Source organism: Brevundimonas diminuta (assembly GCF_050310045.1).
Classification (GTDB): domain Bacteria; phylum Pseudomonadota; class Alphaproteobacteria; order Caulobacterales; family Caulobacteraceae; genus Brevundimonas; species Brevundimonas diminuta_F.
In genome coordinates this window covers 1,801,912-1,818,463 of record NZ_CP190005.1, presented here as the reverse complement: position 1 = coordinate 1,818,463, position 16,552 = coordinate 1,801,912, and the positions used below count along the sequence as shown (strand labels likewise).

The 16,552-nt window shown below is 66.1% G+C and carries 16 protein-coding genes; 7 read left to right on the top strand and 9 right to left on the bottom strand.

Going from position 1 to position 16,552, the window contains the following annotated elements:
* Positions 1–21: 21 nt before the first annotated feature.
* Positions 22–1,422 carry a D-alanyl-D-alanine carboxypeptidase gene (locus tag ACORJG_RS08720; protein WP_427788606.1) on the bottom strand — a complete coding sequence of 467 codons (1,401 nt, stop codon included), beginning with the start codon at positions 1,420–1,422 and terminating at the stop codon, positions 22–24.
* A gap of 264 nt (positions 1,423–1,686) precedes the next feature.
* Here ACORJG_RS08720 and ACORJG_RS08715 point away from each other — a divergent pair, with 264 nt between their 5' ends.
* Positions 1,687–2,157 carry a phasin family protein gene (locus ACORJG_RS08715; RefSeq protein ID WP_427788604.1) on the top strand — a complete coding sequence of 157 codons (471 nt, stop codon included), beginning with the start codon at positions 1,687–1,689 and terminating at the stop codon, positions 2,155–2,157.
* 55 nt (positions 2,158–2,212) lie between these two features.
* On the opposite strand, the gene ACORJG_RS08710 is transcribed toward ACORJG_RS08715, so the two are convergent.
* Positions 2,213–2,719 (bottom strand): nuclear transport factor 2 family protein, encoded by a 507-nt coding sequence (locus tag ACORJG_RS08710; RefSeq protein ID WP_427788602.1) that lies wholly within the window; start codon positions 2,717–2,719, stop codon positions 2,213–2,215.
* 174 nt (positions 2,720–2,893) lie between these two features.
* Between ACORJG_RS08710 and clpS the strand changes: the two genes are divergently transcribed.
* Positions 2,894–3,223, top strand: coding sequence for an ATP-dependent Clp protease adapter ClpS (gene clpS / locus ACORJG_RS08705; RefSeq protein WP_003164443.1), 330 nt, complete (start codon positions 2,894–2,896; stop codon positions 3,221–3,223).
* Positions 3,224–3,235: 12 nt separating this feature from the next.
* Complete coding sequence (gene clpA / locus ACORJG_RS08700) at positions 3,236–5,539, top strand: ATP-dependent Clp protease ATP-binding subunit ClpA (RefSeq protein ID WP_427788600.1); 2,304 nt, start codon at positions 3,236–3,238, stop codon at positions 5,537–5,539.
* A gap of 86 nt (positions 5,540–5,625) precedes the next feature.
* Here clpA and ACORJG_RS08695 read toward each other — a convergent pair whose 3' ends face one another.
* The 4 genes from ACORJG_RS08695 to ACORJG_RS08680 all read right to left on the bottom strand — a co-directional run bounded on the left by ACORJG_RS08695 (position 5,626) and on the right by ACORJG_RS08680 (position 8,949).
* Positions 5,626–5,931, bottom strand: a complete 306-nt coding sequence (locus ACORJG_RS08695) for a CsbD family protein (RefSeq protein ID WP_427788599.1) — start codon at positions 5,929–5,931, stop codon at positions 5,626–5,628.
* A gap of 87 nt (positions 5,932–6,018) precedes the next feature.
* On the bottom strand, positions 6,019–7,164 hold the full coding sequence (locus tag ACORJG_RS08690) for a GNAT family N-acetyltransferase (RefSeq protein ID WP_427788598.1): 1,146 nt from the start codon (positions 7,162–7,164) through the stop codon (positions 6,019–6,021).
* Positions 7,161–7,619, bottom strand: coding sequence for a RidA family protein (locus ACORJG_RS08685; protein ID WP_427788597.1), 459 nt, complete (start codon positions 7,617–7,619; stop codon positions 7,161–7,163). Before ACORJG_RS08685 ends, ACORJG_RS08690 begins: the two co-directional genes overlap by 4 nt.
* Positions 7,620–7,674: 55 nt before the next feature.
* The gene (locus ACORJG_RS08680; protein ID WP_427788596.1) at positions 7,675–8,949 is read right to left on the bottom strand and encodes a DNA polymerase IV; all 1,275 of its coding nucleotides are present in this window, start codon (positions 8,947–8,949) and stop codon (positions 7,675–7,677) included.
* 125 nt (positions 8,950–9,074) lie between these two features.
* Between ACORJG_RS08680 and ACORJG_RS08675 the strand changes: the two genes are divergently transcribed.
* Complete coding sequence (locus ACORJG_RS08675; RefSeq protein WP_346531498.1) at positions 9,075–9,452, top strand: response regulator; 378 nt, start codon at positions 9,075–9,077, stop codon at positions 9,450–9,452.
* Entirely contained in the window at positions 9,449–10,810 is a 1,362-nt protein-coding gene (locus tag ACORJG_RS08670) for a PleD family two-component system response regulator (protein ID WP_427788594.1), read from the top strand. The genes ACORJG_RS08675 and ACORJG_RS08670 overlap by 4 nt, the downstream gene beginning before the upstream one ends.
* Before the next feature lie 92 nt (positions 10,811–10,902).
* Here the strand turns inward: ACORJG_RS08670 and rpmG are convergent, their stop codons facing one another.
* The gene (rpmG, locus tag ACORJG_RS08665) at positions 10,903–11,070 is read right to left on the bottom strand and encodes a 50S ribosomal protein L33 (protein ID WP_003164451.1); all 168 of its coding nucleotides are present in this window, start codon (positions 11,068–11,070) and stop codon (positions 10,903–10,905) included.
* Positions 11,071–11,197: 127 nt separating this feature from the next.
* Here rpmG and ACORJG_RS08660 point away from each other — a divergent pair, with 127 nt between their 5' ends.
* Positions 11,198–11,812 carry a hypothetical protein gene (locus tag ACORJG_RS08660; protein ID WP_427788592.1) on the top strand — a complete coding sequence of 205 codons (615 nt, stop codon included), beginning with the start codon at positions 11,198–11,200 and terminating at the stop codon, positions 11,810–11,812.
* 18 nt (positions 11,813–11,830) lie between these two features.
* Here ACORJG_RS08660 and ACORJG_RS08655 read toward each other — a convergent pair whose 3' ends face one another.
* A complete protein-coding gene (locus tag ACORJG_RS08655) occupies positions 11,831–12,538 on the bottom strand; it encodes an NUDIX hydrolase (protein ID WP_427788591.1) in 708 nt (235 codons plus the stop codon).
* 178 nt (positions 12,539–12,716) lie between these two features.
* Entirely contained in the window at positions 12,717–15,032 is a 2,316-nt protein-coding gene (gene rnr / locus ACORJG_RS08650; RefSeq protein WP_427788590.1) for a ribonuclease R, read from the bottom strand.
* Between the two features lie 113 nt (positions 15,033–15,145).
* On the opposite strand from rnr, the gene ACORJG_RS08645 reads away from it, so the two are divergent.
* On the top strand, positions 15,146–16,549 hold the full coding sequence (locus tag ACORJG_RS08645; RefSeq protein WP_427788588.1) for a pyridoxal-phosphate dependent enzyme: 1,404 nt from the start codon (positions 15,146–15,148) through the stop codon (positions 16,547–16,549).
* Positions 16,550–16,552: the final 3 nt, after the last annotated feature.

The following is a 16,552-nucleotide window of genomic DNA, read 5'->3' as shown; positions in this document are numbered from 1 at the left end:
AGGGCGGTAGGCCCCCGTCCATCAACCGGGGCGGATCACCATACAGGTGACGCGGCGCTCCGACAGGGCGGCGCAGGCGGACTCGGCCGCTTGCTGCGTCATGCCGGTGAAGCGCGAGCGATACCAGCCGTTGGCCGTCTGCACGTCGCGCTGAGCGTTGGTGAACTGGCCGTTGAAGCGGCGGCTGACGTCGTTCAGCCAGTCGCGGGCCACGCTTTCCTCACGGAAGGCGCCGACCTGAACGGTCCAGCGGCCGGCCGGGGCGGGGGGCGTCTTGGTTGCAGCGTTGCGGGCGGGCGCAGCGCGGGCAGGGGCAGGCGCCGCTGCGCCGCCGTTCAGCGCGGCGGTCAGGTTTTCCGGCGGCCGGTTTTCGGCGCGGCGGGCCGACGGCGGCGGCGTCACCTCGGTCGGCAGGCTGCGCGGCGGCGGCCCGGAGACATAAGCCACTTCGGTGGGCGAACTGCCGCCTTCGCCGTCTTCGTTCGAGATCGATGCATAGGCGACCGGGGCGGCGGGTTCGCTGCTGACGCCATAACCGCGCTGTTCAAAATAGGCCTGCGCGACCTGAATATGTTCGCCCTGAGCGCGCTTGCGCTGGACCTCGAAGCCGGTGTCCATCAGTTCGGCGACATGGGCGTTGCGGCTGGCGGTCGAGCGGCCCCCCATGACGATGGTGATCAGCCGCTTGCCGTCGCGCACCGAGGACGCCGCCAGATTATAGCCCGATGCATTGGTGAAGCCGGTCTTGATGCCGTCATAGCCGCGCCCGGTGGCCAGCAGGCCGTTGGTGTTGCGGTAGTCCCGGCCCTTGTAGAACCAGTCGTGCAGGCCGAGGTAGCGATAGTATTGCGGATAGTCGCGCATGACCGCGCGGCTCAGCACCGACAGGTCGCGCGCCGTGGTCGCCTGACGCGTGTCGGGCAGGCCGTTGGCGGTGGTGAATCGGGTCTGCTCCATCCCCAGTTCGCGCGCCTTTTCCGTCATCATCTGGGTGAAGCGGCCTTCGGAACCGCCGATGTGTTCGGCGATGACCACGGCCATGTCGTTGGCGCTGCGCACGGCGGTGGCGCGCATGGCGTCGTCAAGGCTGATGGTCTGACCGGCCGCCAGGCCCAGCTTGGACGGCGGCTGCGACGCCGCGCGCGGCGATACCGTCAGGGTGTCGTTCAGGCTGACCTTGCCGGACTCCAGCGCCTCGAACGTCAGATACAGGGTCATGACCTTGGTGATGGAGGCCGGAAAGCGTCGGGCGTCGGCGAAGCGCGAGAACAGCACCTCGCCCGAGGCGGCGTCCACGACGATGGCGGCGTACCGGCTGTCGGTCGACTGGGCTTCTGGCGGCGCGACGCCGAGGGTCGGCGTCAGGACGATACCCCCCAGAACCAGGGCGGCCAGGAAACGACGGCGGAAGATGGCGTTCATGGGCAAGCTACTAGCCTCGTCACTGTGGCGCGAAGACGGCTGCGATCACGCACGTTACAAACGCTAACATCCCCCCTGCCGGTTTCGAGAGGGTTAACGCGCCGTCAACGGAGTTGTGATCGCAGCGCTGACGGGCAGGTTATCAGCGATCATATTGTGCGTCGCACAAATTTCACTTGAAGTTTCTTCGCAGGTGCACCATATCGACCGTTGTCGCGATGGGCTTCGCCTGTCGCAAAACCCTTTCGCTTCAGGAGACTCCCCATGGCTGACGCCGCCGAGACCGTGAAGAAGACCGTCGAACAAACCACCGCCAAGGCCAAGGCCCAGGCTGAATCCATCCAGGCTGCGGGCGCCAAGGCGTTCCGCGAAGGCGTCGACAAGTCCGTCGCCTCGCTGAGCGAACTGAACGCGCACGGCAAGAAGAACCTGGAAGCCGTGGTCGAATCCGCCGCCGCCGCCCAGAAGGGCGCTGAAGTCCTGTCGCAACAGGCTGTGGCCTACGGCAAGAAGTCCTGGGAAGACGGCGTCGCCGCCGCCCAGTCCTTCTCGCAGGCCCGCTCGGTGCAGGAACTGTTCGAACTGCAGACCAACTGGGCCAAGTCGGCCGCCGAGGCCTATCTGGCCGAGTTCGGCAAGGCGACCGAGACCATGACCGCTTCGGTCAAGGATACCTTCAAGCCGATCAACGAGCGCGTTTCCGCCGCCGTTGAGCAGTTCCAGGCCGGCCGCTAAAACGCCGCCCTACGCTTGATGCGAACGAGGCCCCGGCGGAGACGCCGGGGCTTTTTCATGGCTGCGATTCTGCGCTCATGGCTGCGTGATCGATGCTGAAGGCGCGGGCAAGTCGCCAGCGCCCGTCCGCTTCCAGCCGCCACAGGACGGAGAAGCGGGCGCGCCCGACCAGGGTTTCCGGCCCGTCGCCCTGCCGCTCATAGAACAGGTGGCTGCCTTCCTCGACGGCGCCGACGCCGGGGATGGCGTAGACCCGCATCGTGCCGGGCGCCAGTTCGCGCCGCGATCGCCAGGCGTCGGGCGCGGTCCAGTCTGCGCAGCCCTTGCGATAGTCGTCGATGAAGCGCGCCCGCGTCGCCGTCAGCCCGCCGCGGTCGTGATAGAATTCCAGATCGTCGCTCACAAGATCGGCCAGGGCCTCGGGATCGCAGCGGTCAAACATGACCGAAAACAGGGCTGAGTCCTGTTCAGCGATGATGTGGGCGAGTTCTGCGTCATCGGCAGGGGCGGCGGGCGACTGGCCCAGCATCAGGGCGGCGAGCAATCCGGCGATTATCGGCATGATGGGCGATCCAGCGGCGAGGAATGGAAGCGCATTGGTGCGGTTTCCCGCCTCAGATGTCCCGTGAATCTTTGGTCAGACTGGCCGCCTCACGCAGGCTGTGACTGGACGCATCTACAAATCAGGCCATCATTCCCTATCTGATTATCGACACTCCCCGCTTACGGACCACGAATGCCTAACAGACGGCCAGGTGAACAGGGCGGAGGCGCAGGCGCCGCCGTCGTCACCGAGACAAAGCCGAAACTTCAGCGGCCCTCGCTCTATCGGGTGCTGATCCTGAATGACGACTACACCCCCATGGAGTTCGTCATCTATGTGCTGGAGCGGTTCTTCCAGAAGAGCCGCGAGGACGCGACCCGCATCATGCTGCACGTGCACCAGCATGGCGTCGGGGTCTGCGGCGTCTTCACCTACGAAGTGGCCGAAACCAAGGTCGCCCAGGTGGTCGAGACGGCGCGACGCCACCAGCACCCCCTGCAATGCACGATGGAAAAGGACTGAGAGGAACCTGCCATGCCTTCGTTTTCCCGTCCTCTCGAAGAGACCCTGCACCGCGCGGTCCACTACGCCAACGAGCGCCGGCATGAATACGCCACGCTCGAACACCTGCTGCTGGCCCTGATCGACGATCCGGACGCCTCGGCCGTGATGACGGCCTGCAACGTCGATCTGGGCGCGCTGAAGGCGGCGCTCGGCGCCTATGTCGACACGGACCTGGCCGCCCTGGCCACGGCTGATGGCGACGACGCCAAGCCGACGGCGGGCTTCCAGCGGGTGATCCAGCGTGCGGTTATCCATGTCCAGTCGTCCGGCCGCGAGGAAGTGACCGGCGCCAATGTGCTGGTCGCCATCTTCTCCGAACGCGAAAGCCACGCCGCCTATTTCCTGCAGGAGCAGGATATGACGCGCTACGACGCGGTCAACTTCATCGCCCACGGCATCGCCAAGAAGGCCGGTGCCAATGAGGCCCGCTCGGTGCGCGGCGCCAGCCCCGAAGAGGCCGAGGACGGCTCGGTCGTCAAACAGGGCGGCGAGGCGTTGGAAGCCTATTGCATCGACCTGAACGAGAAGGCCCGCAACGGCAAGATCGACCCCTTGATCGGGCGTCAGGCCGAGGTCGAGCGCTCGATCCAGATTCTGTGCCGCCGCACCAAGAACAACCCCCTGCTGGTCGGTGACCCCGGCGTCGGCAAGACCGCCATCGCCGAAGGCCTGGCGCGCAAGATCGTCAACGGCGAGGTGCCGGAAGTCCTGAAGGACGCGACGATCTACAGCCTCGACATGGGCTCGCTGCTGGCGGGCACCCGCTATCGCGGCGACTTCGAGGAGCGGCTGAAGCAGGTCGTCAAGGAACTGGAGAGCCACGACAACGCGGTCCTGTTCATCGACGAGATCCACACGGTGATCGGCGCGGGTGCGACCAGCGGCGGGGCGATGGATGCGTCGAACCTGCTGAAGCCGGCTCTGGCGTCGGGCAGCCTGCGCTGCATGGGCTCGACCACCTACAAGGAATACCGCCAGCACTTCGAGAAGGACCGCGCCCTGGTCCGACGCTTCCAGAAGATCGACGTTAATGAGCCGACGATTGAGGACACGGTGAAGATCCTGAAGGGTCTGAAGACGACCTATGAGACGCACCACAAGCTGCGTTTCACCGACTCGGCCATCCGCACAGCGGTCGATCTGTCGGCGCGCTACATCACCGACCGCAAGCTGCCGGACAAGGCCATCGACGTGATCGACGAGGCGGGGGCGTCGCAGATGCTGCTGCCGGAATCGAAGCGCAAGAAGGTCATCGGCCAGAAGGAGGTCGAGGCCGTCATCGCCAAGATGGCGCGCATCCCGCCCAAGTCGGTGTCGAAGTCGGACACGGAATCCCTGCGTGAGCTGGAAACCGATCTGAAGCGCGCCGTCTTCGGTCAGGAACAGGCGATCGATCAGGTCTCGTCGGCGATGAAGCTGGCGCGGGCGGGTCTGCGCGACCCGAACAAGCCGATCGGCGCCTTCCTGTTCAGCGGCCCCACCGGCGTCGGCAAGACCGAAGTCGCCAAGCAGCTCGCCGCCACCCTGGGCATCGAGATGCAGCGCTTCGACATGTCGGAATACATGGAGCGCCACACGGTCAGCCGCCTGATCGGCGCGCCGCCGGGCTATGTCGGCCATGATCAGGGCGGCCTGCTGACCGACGCGGTCGATCAGCATCCGCACTCTGTGGTGCTGCTGGATGAGATCGAGAAGGCGCACCCCGACGTCTACAACATCCTGTTGCAGGTGATGGACAACGGGACGCTGACCGACGCCGTGGGCAAGAAGGTCGACTTCAGGAACGTCATCCTGATCATGACCACCAACGCCGGGGCCGCCGACAACGCCCGCGCCTCCATCGGCTTCGGCCGGGGCAAGGTCGAGGGCGAGGACGACAAGGCCATCCAGCGCCTGTTCGCGCCGGAGTTCCGCAACCGTCTGGACGCCATCGTGGCCTTCAAGCCTCTGGGCGCCGAGACGATCCGCTCGGTGGTGACCAAGTTCGTGCTGCAGCTGGAAGCCCAGCTGGCGGACCGCAACATCACCATCGAACTGACCGACGAGGCGACTGACTGGCTGGCCAAGAACGGCTTCGACGAACTGTATGGCGCACGGCCCCTGGCCCGCGTCATTCAGGAACACATCAAGAAGCCGCTGGCCGACGACATCCTGTTCGGCCGCCTGACCCGCGGAGGACACGTCAAGGTTGAGCTGAAGGACGGCAAGATCGCCTTCGACATCACCCCGACCAAGGGCGCGGCGGTGAAGGAAGAGGAAGAGGAAACGGCCTGATTTTAGTCAGGCTCTAATGAGAAAGGCCCGGACGTCGCCGTCCGGGCCTTTTTATTCGTCTCTCACAGAGAAGAGAGACGCCTTTATCAGTTCTTGCGGCCGAGGGCGCTGAGCACGACGGCTGCGCCGGCGATGATGCCGACAGTCAGCAGGGGCTTTTCGCGGGCGAAGTCCAGCGCCTTGCGGGCCGGTTCGCGCACGTCGGACGGAGCCTGATCGACCATGTCGTCCAGACCATCGATGACGCGGCCATAGGCGTTCTTGGCGCGGCCCGAGACTTCCTTGACGGCGCCGTCGACCTGCAGCTTGCTGTCGCCGACCACGCGGCCCAGACCGCGCTTGGCTTTGCCTTCGAATTCTTCGACTGCGCCCTGGATGCGTTGATTTGCCATGATGTCTTACCTTTGGGGAGTGAAACTCCCCTAGGAAGCGCGCGGAAAAGGCTCAGGTTCCGGCGGTTTTTCAGGTGCGGCGTGATGTCAGCCCTGACGATAGGGCGACAGTTTCGCCGTCATCGCCTGCATCTCGGATTCCACTGCCGGGCGCTCCTGTTCCAGGTAGCGGGCGACCGGGTCACGCAGGGCCGGATCGGCGATGAAATGGGCCGAATAGACAGGGGAGGGCAGGTAGCCGCGCGCGATCTTGTGGTCCCCCTGCGCGCCCGCCTCGACCCGCGACAGGCCGCGGGAAATGGCGAAGTCGACGGCTTGATAATAGCACAGCTCGAAATGCAGGAAGGGTCGGTCGACCAGCGTTCCCCACTGGCGTCCATACAGGGCGTCGCGACCGATGAAGTTCAGCGCGCCCGCCACGGGCGTCCCGTTCTCGAACGCCATGACCAGGGCGATGCGGTCGGCCATGCTGGCGCCCACGCGGGCGAAGAAGTCGCGCGTCAGATAAGGCCGCCCCCATTTGCGGTCGCCGGTGTCCATGTAGAAGGCGAAGAAGGCGTCCCAGTGCGCCTTTGTGATCTGCGCCCCGGTCAGGACGCGGATGTCGAGACCGGCCTGCGCCTCGCGTCGTTCGCGGCGGATGGTCTTGCGCCGGTTGGACGACAGGGCGGCCAGAAAGTCGTCGAAGGTCCGATAGCCCTCGTTGCGCCAGATGAACTGGATGTCCCGGCGCGGCAGCAGACCCGCTTCGGTCATGGCGCGCCACTCGGCCTCAAGCGGGAAGTTGACGTGCAGGGACGAGACGCCGAGCTGTTGCGTCAACGTCAGCGCGCCTTGCAGCAGGGCCTGCCTGACTGTGGCGGCGTCCGTTCCCAGCGCGTTCAGGAAGCGCGGGCCGCTCGCGGGGGTAAAGGGCACGGCGCCCAACAGCTTGGGATAATAGCGCCCGCCTGCGCGCTGATAGGCGTCGGCCCAGCTGTGATCGAAGACGTATTCGCCCTGACTGTGGCCCTTCAGATAGAGGGGCATGACGCCGATCACGACGCCGTCCTTATCGTGCAGGGACAGGTGACGCGCCGCCCAGCCCTCGGACGGGACGGCGCTGCCGGACGCCTCGCAGGCGTCGAGGAAGTCGTAGGAAACGAAAGGATCGCCGCTGGGGGCCGCACAGGCGTCCCATGCAGCCCGGCCTATGGCGGCGATGCTGTCGTTGACCTGAAGGGTGAAGCTCACTTCACCTCGATGACGGCATCCACTTCGACGGCGAAGCCGAGCGGCAGCTTGTAGACGCCGACGGCCGAGCGCGAGTGCTTGCCCGCGTCGCCGAAGACCTGGACCATCAGGTCCGAGCAGCCGTTGATGACGCCGGGGATGGCGTCGAAGTCCGGCCCGGCCTGGACGAAGCCGCCCAGCTTGACGATGCGGACCACGCGATCCAGGTCGCCGTCGACGGCGGCGTTGATCTGGGCCAGCAGGTTGATCCCGCACAGGCGGGCGGCCTCGGCGGCCTGTTCCGGGGTCACGTCGACGCCGACGGTGCCCTTGATGCCGCCGCTGGCGTCGTTCGACAGCTGGCCCGAGATGAAAATCTGGTCGCCCGAGCGGACGTAGGAGACATAGCTGGCCACCGGCTTGGCGGGCTCGGGCAGGGTGATGCCGAGTTCAGCGATGCGGGCGTGGATGCTCATGGGGCGACTCCATATGAAAGGGGTGAAAGGGGTTTAGCGCGGTGCGGCGGCCGCGTCATCCGGGGCGTTCGTTGGGACGTTTCAGCGCGCGTCCGGAGACGACGGCGGCGGCTCCGAACTTGTCGCGCAGGGCGTCGATGGCGGTCTCGGTTTTCAGCGCCCGCGTCTCGGCCGTGGCGAACAGACCGGCGGGCGCGTCATGGGCGTCGGCGATGTCAGCCATGCCGATGCCGATCAGCCGATAGGGCACGCCAAGTTCCGGCTTTAGTAAGTCGCGCCCGGCGGCGAACAGGGCGCGCGCCGTCTGCACCGGCTCGGCCAGGGTGACGCGGCGGGTCACGATCTTGAAGTCCGTCTTGCGCAATTTCAGCACCACGACGCGGCTGGCCACGCCGTCGCGCCGCGCCTTGGAGGCCAGCTTCTCGCACAGGGGCCATAACTCGGCCTCCAGCGCTTCGGCGGTGGTCAGGTCGTCGTTGAAGGTGGTCTCGGCGCTCATGCCGCGCCGGTCGTGGTCGGGGTTTACCGGGCGGCTGTCGCGGGCGTGGCTGAGGTCGTGCAGGCGCAGGCCCGTCTCGCCATAGCGCCGCACAAGATCCTTGACGTCGGCAGAGGCCAGATCGCCGATCGTGGCGAAGCCGTCCGAGCGCAGGGTGCGCCCGAACACCGGCCCGACGCCGGGCAGGGTGGTCACGGGGCGCGGCGCCAGTAGCCCCTGCGCCTCGGCGACGCCGATGACGGAGAAGCCGCGCGGCTTGTCCAGCTCCGACGCGATCTTGGCCAGGAAGCGGTTGGGCGCCAGGCCGATGGAGACGCTGAGGCCCGTCTCGTCCTCGATCCATTTCTGCAGGCGCGCCAACTGGAAGGCGGGCGGGCCGCCGTTCAGGCGCTCGGTGCCCTTCAGATCGATCCAGGCTTCGTCCAGCGACAGGGTTTGAACCAGCGGCGTCAGACGGTGGACGGCGCCGAATATCCGCTCGCTCTCGGCCACATATTTGCGGAAGTCCGGCTTGATGACCACGGCGTCGGGACAGGCTTTCAGCGCCTTGAACATGGGCATGGCCGAACCCACGCCATACAGTCGCGCCACATAGCAGGCGGTGGAGACCACCCCGCGCTTGCCGCCGCCGATGATGACCGGCTTGTCGCGCAGTTCGGGCCGGTCGCGTTTCTCGACCGAGGCGTAGAAGGCGTCGCAGTCCATGTGGGCGATGTGCAGATCGGCCAGCTCGTCATGGGCGATCACCCGGCGCGAGGCGCACGACGGACACCGCGCGACCTTATGGTCGCCGGTCCACAGACAGTCGCGGCAGAGGGCCGTAATGGCCAAGCATGAACTCCATTTGTCTCAGCTTCACGTCAACTTAAGACTGCTGCGGTCACAGTGCATCCAAGAAGGCGTAACAGCCCGCCGCGAATGCGGATGAAACAAGAGGCGCAACAGCCGGGTGACGGATGTCCAAGAAGGTCCTCATCGTCGAGGATAATGAGCTGAACATGAAGCTTTTTCATGATCTGCTCGAGTCCCAGGGGTATGAAGTGCTGCAGACCCGCGAAGGTCTGCAGGCGCTGGCGATTGCGCGCGAGCATCGCCCCGATCTGATCCTGATGGACATCCAATTGCCGGAAATTTCCGGCCTTGAAGTCACGAAATGGCTCAAGGACGACGAAGAACTGAACCACATCCCCGTCATCGCCGTTACGGCCTTCGCCATGAAGGGTGATGAGGAACGGATTCGGCAGGGGGGCTGCGAGGCCTACATCTCCAAACCGATCTCGGTCATGTCTTTCCTGGAGACGGTGCGCAGGCACCTGGGACCGGAGGCGGCATGAGCGCACGAATCCTGGTGGTCGACGACGTTGACGCCAACGTCCGGCTGCTCGAGGCCAAGCTGACGCTTGAATATTATGACGTCCTGACCTGTCATGATGGGTTGAGCGCCATCTCACTGGCTGCGAGCGAGCAGCCTGATCTGATCCTGCTGGATGTGATGATGCCCGGCATGGACGGGTTCGAGACGTGCCGCCGGATCAAGGCGGCCGCGGACACGCGCCATATCCCCGTCGTGCTGGTGACGGCGCTGGACGGGCGCCATGACCGCATCAAGGGGCTGGAAGCCGGGGCCGACGACTTCCTGTCCAAGCCGCTGGATGATGTGATCCTTATGGCGCGGGTGCGCAGCCTGACCCGTCTGAAGATGGTCATGGACGAGCTGCGCGAGCGCGAGGAAAGCGGCCGTCGCGTCGGCGTGGACACTGGCGGTTCAGCACGGCTGAAAGGCTCGGGCGGTCGGGTTCTGATCGTCGACGACAATGTCCTTCAGGCTCAGATGATGGCGCAGGAGCTGTCGCAGGAGCATCGCCCGATCATCGAGACGTCGACCGAGGCCGGGCTGGAAACCGCGCGCGGTCCGGTGGATCTGGTCATCGTCAATATCACGTCGGAGCGGTTCGACGGCCTGCGCCTGATCGCCAATCTGCGCTCCAAGGAGCCGACGCGGCGCCTGCCCATACTGGCGCTGGTGGACACGCAGGACCGGCCGCGCCTGCTGAAGGCGCTGGAACTGGGCGCGCACGACATCCTGACCCGTCCGGTCGACCCAGAGGAACTGGCCGCGCGGGTGCGGACCCAGGTGCGGCGCAAGCGGTATGGCGATTTTCTGCGCCAGAAGTTGGACCACAGTCTGGAGATGGCGGTCACCGATCCGCTGACCGGCCTGCATAACCGTCGCTATATGAACAGCCAACTGGAGGCGCTGGTCGCCCGCGCCAATCGCGGCGGCGATCCAGTGGCGGTGCTGGTGCTGGACATCGACCACTTCAAGGCGGTCAACGACAGTCTGGGCCACGATGCGGGCGACGAAGTGCTGCGCGAGTTCTCGGTGCGGTTGGCGACCAATGTGCGGGCCGTGGACCTGCCGTGCCGGTTCGGCGGAGAAGAGTTTGTGGTCGTCATGCCCGGCACGACGCTGGATGACGCCCATCGTATCGCCGAGCGGATCCGCCGCGACGTGGGGTCTTCGCCCTTCCGCATTCTGGGCGGAGAGCCTTTGAGCATCACCGTGTCGGTCGGCGTGGCGGCCAGCATGGGCGCGGACGACACTCCGGCCTCCCTGCTGAAGCGCGCGGACGAGGGCGTCTATGAGGCCAAGAAGGCCGGGCGCAACCGGGTGGTGGCGCGCGCCGCCTGACGATCCCGGCGCAACCTTACGGACAACGAAAAACGCCCGGTCTTGCGACCGGGCGTTTCGAATTTCGCAGATTCAAGCGGAGGGCTAAGCCCTTACTTGATCTTGCCTTCCTTGAACTCGACGTGCTTGCGGACGACCGGGTCGTACTTCTTGACGACCATCTTCTCGGTCATCGTACGAGCGTTCTTCTTGGTGACGTAGAAGAAGCCGGTGTCGGCGGTGGAGTTCAGGCGGATCTTGATGGAAGCCGGTTTGGCCATCGGAATTAACCTCTGCGACGGCGAAAGCCGCTTGAAATAAGAGGCGCGGAACATACTCAGGACGGGCTCAAAGTCAACGGCTTCGATGTCACGTTGAGCCTGGCCATACAGGCGCTAGTGTTTCGCCATGAAAAAGCCCTGCTTCAAGCCCGCCCATGTCCTGTCCGCCGCTGTCGTCGCCGCTGGCCTGGCCCTTTCCGCCTGCTCGTCAGAGCCTGCCGCGCCGGCGGCCGCGCCCGCTGAGGCCCCGGCGTCAGCCCAGGACGCCTTTTTCGCCAATCTGACCGCCCTGTGCGGCCAGCGATTCGAGGGCAAGGTCGTCACGACCGAGGCCGCCGACTCGGATTTCACGGGCAAGCGCCTGCTGATGCACGTGCGCGAATGCTCGAAGGATGAGATTCGCATTCCCTTCTGGGTCGGCGAAGACCACTCGCGCACCTGGGTCGTGACCCGCACCGATTCGGGCCTGCGACTGAAGCACGATCACCGCCAGCCGGACGGCAAGACCGATCCGCTGCACTGGTACGGCGGCGACACGGCGAATGAAGGCACGGCCGAGCGCCAGGAATTCCCGGTCGATAAGGAGTCCATTGATCTGTTCAACGCGCAGAACGCTTCGGTCTCGACGACCAACGTCTGGGCGATGGAGGTCCATCCCGGCAAGACCTTCACCTATGAACTGCGCCGCCCGAATCGCCACTTCCAGGTCGATTTCGACCTGACCAAGCCGGTCGCGGAATAAGACTCAGCGGCCGCCGCGTCAGTCCTGATGGTCGATGACGTGGCGGCCGCGCACCATATGGACGAAGGGCAGGGGGCGTTGCGGCGTCTCCAGCCGTTCGGCCACTTCGCCCAGCACGAAGCGGGTGATGGCGGGCAGATCGAGGCTTCGCGCCTCGTCCAGCGGAATCCAGGCGATCTCGTCCAGTTCGCCTGAGCCTTCGATTCGGTCAGGATCGCGCAGGGCCTCGACCGGAGCCATGAAGAAGCGGGCGTCGAAACGACGCGTCCGGCCCGGCGGGGTGATGGCGCGCGCCACATAGGACAGCACCGACAGATCGGGCAGGGCGCCTGCCTGACGATACTCCCGCCACGGCCCGGCGACCGAAGCAGAGGGCGCCGGACGACCCAGGATCAGGCCGGTTTCTTCAAACGTCTCGCGCACGGCGGCCAGGGCCAGGGCGCGGGCGCGGCGGGCGGGCATTTCCGCCTGCAACCGTCGCGCGGCGTCGGACGACAGGGCGCCGTCGTCCGCGGCGTTGAAATCGGCCCGTTCGATGCGTCCGCCCGGAAACACCCACTTCGACGCCATGAAGACGTGCCCCGCCGCCCGGCGGCCCATCAGCACTTCCGGGCGCCTGGCGTCGCGGGTCAGGATCAGGGTCGCCGCATCCTTGGGACGTTGCACGCCGCCGACATGCGGCGCGTCGATGAGGTCTTGGGCGATGTCGAAGGGGGTGGGGGTCATGGCAAAAACTCCTGCCTTCTCCCCGCCGGGGGAGAAGGTGGCTCGCGGAGCGAGACGGATGAGGGGGGCGCCGCCTGCGTCCTCAACGTCAGTCGTCCTGCGTGCGGATACAGCCCCCTCATCCGAGCGCCGTCGGCGCCCACCTTCTCCCACGAGGGGAGAAGGGACGTGAAACTGCTCACCGTCGCTTGCCCTTTCTGACGCCCTTCAGGCCGCCGGAGGGCTTGGCGCCGTTGCGGGGCTTGGGACCGCCGGGGCGGCCTTTTCCACGCCTGGGCGGGCCGTCGCCGCCTCTTCCGCGCATCCCATAGCGCGGGGCAGGGGCGTTGGGATCGCGCGGGTCCGGCTCGGACAGCATTTCCAGCACCAGACCGCCGGTGACGGGGGTGGCCTCCATCAACCGCACCTCGACGCGGCGGCCCAGCGGGAACCGCTTGCCGGTGCGCTCGCCGACCAGGGCGTGGGCGCGGTCGTCGTGGGTGAAATATTCGTCGCCCAGCGTCGAGACGGGGACCAGCCCATCAGCGCCCGTCTCGTCCAGCCGGATGAACAGACCGAAGCGGGTCACGCCGGTGATCCGGCCGCTGAATGTCGCGCCGACGTGCTCTTCAAGGAAGGCGGCGATGTAGCGGTCCATGGCGTCGCGCTCGGCGGCCATGGAGCGGCGCTCGGTCTCGGTGACGTGCTCGGCGATGCCGCCCAGTTCGGCGATCTCGCGGTCGGTCAGGCCGTCCGATCCCAGCTTCAGCCCCCGGATCAGCCCCCGGTGGACGATCAGGTCCGAATAACGCCGGATCGGCGAGGTGAAGTGGGCGTAGCGGTCCAGATGCAGGCCGAAGTGGCCGACGTTCTCAGGCGAGTAGAAGGCCTGCATTTGGGTGCGCAGGACGACTTCGTTCACCACCTCGGCGTGCGGAGTGTCGCGGGTTTCCTCCAGCAGCTTGTTGAAGCGCTTGGTGTTCGGCGCCTCGCCCTTGTTCCACGGCTTGCCGATGGTGTGCAGGAAGTCGGCCAGGTTGAAGATCTTCTCCTGACTGGGCGTGTCGTGGACGCGATAGATCAGCGGCGTGTGCGTCTTCTCCAGCGTCTCGGCGGCGCAGACGTTGGCCTGGATCATCATCTCTTCGATCAGACGGTGGGCCTCCAGCGACTTGCGCGGCTCGATGCCGGCGATGCCGCCGTCGGGCGACATGATGATGCGGCGCTCGGGGCTTTCGATGGCCAGCGGACTGCGGCGTTCGCGGCCCTTCAGCATGGTGCGATAGGCGTTCCACAGCGGATAGAGGATCGCCTCCATGATCGGCCCGGTCGCATCGTCCAGCAGGCCGTCGATGGCGGATTGCGCCTGTTCATAGGACAGCTTGGCATGACTGCGCATCAGGCCGCGCGTGAACTTGTGCCCGGTCTTCCTGCCGTCCTTGTCAAAGACCATGCGCACGGCCATGCAGGCGCGGTTCTCGCCCTGCTTCAGGCTGCACAGGCCGTTGGACAGGACTTCCGGCAGCATCGGCTCGACCCGGTCGGGGAAGTAGGTCGAGTTGCCCTTGGCTCGCGCCTCGCGGTCCAGCGCCGTGTTCGGGCGCACATAGGCGGCGACGTCGGCGATGGCGACCCAGACGATCCAGCCGCCCGCATTGGCCGGGTCTTCGTCGCGCTCGGCATAGACGGCGTCGTCGTGGTCGCGCGCGTCGGCCGGGTCGATGGTGATGAAGGGGACATGGCGCAGATCTTCGCGCCCCTTCAGCGTCGGGACAGCCTGATCCTCGGCCTCGCGCTCGACGGCTTCAGAGAAGCCGGTCGGCACGCCATGCGCGTGGATGGCGATGATGGAGGCGGCGCGCGGGTCGTCTTCACGGCCGATGTTCTCAAGGATCTTGCCGCGCTTGGGGCCATAGCGATGCACGCCCTTTTCAATGGCGGCCAGCACCAGATCGCCGTCACGCAGGTCCGCAGCCTGCGCCTGCGGCACGACCAGCACGTCCTTGGAGCGCTTGTCGACCGGCTCGACCCGCGTCTCGCGCGCCGATTTGCGGATGACGCCCAGCACGCGGTTGCCGCCGGTATCCAGCCGCTTGACCAGTCGGGCCTCCCAGCCGTCGACGCCCTGGTTGAACTTGACCAGCAGGCGATCGCCCATGCCGGGCGCAGGGCCACGGCCCTCGCGGTCGGGCATCAGGACAGCGCGGGGCGCGTCCTCGCCGCCCTTGACCAGCTGGACGTAAAGCTCGCCATCGGCGTCGCGCTCGACCACATCGGCCACGCCGACGGGGGGCAGGGCGCCGACCTCGGAAAAGCCTTTGCGGCCGCGTTTGCTGAGGCGGCCCTCGGCCTCAAGTTCCTTCAGCATGTCGCGCATCTGGCGCCGCTCGGCGCCCTTCAGGCCGAAGGCGCGCGCGATGTCGGCCTTTTCGGCTTCTCCGGCTTCACGCAGGAAGGCGATGAGGGATTCTTTGTCGGGCAGGCCCGCTGCGGGGCGTTTCGGTGTCTTGACCATTGCGCCCTTTCTAACGCGCTTCGCGGCGAAAGGGTGAAAACTTGCAGGAGTTGACCGCGAAGGGCCGGACGCCCAGCTTCATGCTGAAACCCCGTGCAACGGAGCCTGCCTGTATGTCGATGACCGACACCCCTGTTCTCAGCCGTCCGGCGAAGACCCTGCTGGACCTGATCGGCAAGACGCCGATGGTCGAGGTGACGCGGATCGACACCGGCCCCTGCCGCCTGTTCCTGAAGCTGGAGAGCCAGAACCCCGGCGGCTCCATCAAGGACCGCATCGCCCTGTCGATGATCGAGGCGGCGGAACAGCAGGGCTGGCTGAAGCCCGGCGGCACCATCGTCGAGGCGACGGCGGGCAACACCGGCCTGGCGCTGACGCTGGTCGGCAAGCAGAAGGGCTACAAAGTTCTGCTGGTCATCCCCGACAAGATGTCGAAGGAGAAGATCCAGCATCTGCGCGCCATGGGCGCCGACGTGCGCCTGACCCGTTCGGATGTGCCGCACGGCCACCCGGAATACTATACCGACATGGCTGAGCGTCTGGCCCAGCAGATTCCCGGCGGCTATTTCGTCAACCAGTTCGCCAACGACGCCAACTCCGAGGCCCACTTCAAGACGACCGGCCCGGAGATCTGGGAACAGATGGACGGCGACATCGACGCCTTCGTCGCCGGCATCGGCTCGGGCGGAACGATCACGGGCAACGCCCAGTATTTCAAATCGCAGGGCTCGAAGGCCCAGATCATTCTGGCGGACCCGGTCGGCTCGGCGCTGGCGGGCCTGATCAACGAGGGCGTCGCCGGGCCGGACGGCAGCTATACGGTCGAAGGCATTGGCCAGAACTTCATGCCCGAGACGACCGATCCCGACCTGATCGACGTCGCCTATTCCATCCCCGACGCCGAGGCGATCGCCACGGTCCGCGAGCTGCTGCTGAAGGAAGGCATTCTGGCGGGGTCTTCGTCCGGCACCCTGATCGCCACGGCCCTACGCTGGTGCCGTGAACAGACCGAGCCGAAGCGGGTCGTGACCTTCGTCTGCGATACCGGCGCCAAATACCTGTCCAAGGTCTACAACGACGCCTGGCTGGCGGATCAGGGCCTGTCCGAACGCGCCCTGCAGGGCGACCTGTCGGACCTGATCAACCGCAAATATGCGTCGGGCGACGTAGTGGTGATCGGGCCGGAAGACACGCTGGACACGGCCTTCAAGCGGATGCGCGGCGACGGCCTGTCGCAACTGCCGGTCATTCAGGATGGCCGTCTGGTCGGCATTCTGGACGAAAGCGACATCGTTCAGATCATGAACACCGACGACATCACCCGTCAGGAGCGCTTCGCCAAGCCCGTGGCTTCGGCCATGACGCGCGATCTGGACACGCTTCAGGTGACGGAATCGCTGGACGCCCTGATCCCGGTCTTCGACCGCGACCGCGTGGCCATCGTGCTGGACGGCGAGACCTTCGTCGGCCTGATCACCCGCACCGACCTGATCAACCACCTCAGCCTGAACCGGTAAGCC

What these genes read in the sequence shown, in the direction of transcription:
- rpmG (WP_003164451.1), bottom strand. Translation starts at nt 11,070, where the DNA reads ATGGCCAAACCGGCTTCCATCAAGATCCGCCTGAACTCCACCGCCGAC.
- ACORJG_RS08720 (WP_427788606.1), bottom strand. Translation starts at nt 1,422, where the DNA reads ATGAACGCCATCTTCCGCCGTCGTTTCCTGGCCGCCCTGGTTCTGGGG.
- ACORJG_RS08670 (WP_427788594.1), top strand. Translation starts at nt 9,449, where the DNA reads ATGAGCGCACGAATCCTGGTGGTCGACGACGTTGACGCCAACGTCCGG.
- rnr (WP_427788590.1), bottom strand. Translation starts at nt 15,032, where the DNA reads ATGGTCAAGACACCGAAACGCCCCGCAGCGGGCCTGCCCGACAAAGAA.
- clpS (WP_003164443.1), top strand. Translation starts at nt 2,894, where the DNA reads ATGCCTAACAGACGGCCAGGTGAACAGGGCGGAGGCGCAGGCGCCGCC.
- ACORJG_RS08675 (WP_346531498.1), top strand. Translation starts at nt 9,075, where the DNA reads ATGTCCAAGAAGGTCCTCATCGTCGAGGATAATGAGCTGAACATGAAG.
- clpA (WP_427788600.1), top strand. Translation starts at nt 3,236, where the DNA reads ATGCCTTCGTTTTCCCGTCCTCTCGAAGAGACCCTGCACCGCGCGGTC.
- ACORJG_RS08715 (WP_427788604.1), top strand. Translation starts at nt 1,687, where the DNA reads ATGGCTGACGCCGCCGAGACCGTGAAGAAGACCGTCGAACAAACCACC.
- ACORJG_RS08655 (WP_427788591.1), bottom strand. Translation starts at nt 12,538, where the DNA reads ATGACCCCCACCCCCTTCGACATCGCCCAAGACCTCATCGACGCGCCG.
- ACORJG_RS08710 (WP_427788602.1), bottom strand. Translation starts at nt 2,719, where the DNA reads ATGCCGATAATCGCCGGATTGCTCGCCGCCCTGATGCTGGGCCAGTCG.
- ACORJG_RS08695 (WP_427788599.1), bottom strand. Translation starts at nt 5,931, where the DNA reads ATGGCAAATCAACGCATCCAGGGCGCAGTCGAAGAATTCGAAGGCAAA.
- ACORJG_RS08660 (WP_427788592.1), top strand. Translation starts at nt 11,198, where the DNA reads ATGAAAAAGCCCTGCTTCAAGCCCGCCCATGTCCTGTCCGCCGCTGTC.
- ACORJG_RS08685 (WP_427788597.1), bottom strand. Translation starts at nt 7,619, where the DNA reads ATGAGCATCCACGCCCGCATCGCTGAACTCGGCATCACCCTGCCCGAG.
- ACORJG_RS08645 (WP_427788588.1), top strand. Translation starts at nt 15,146, where the DNA reads ATGTCGATGACCGACACCCCTGTTCTCAGCCGTCCGGCGAAGACCCTG.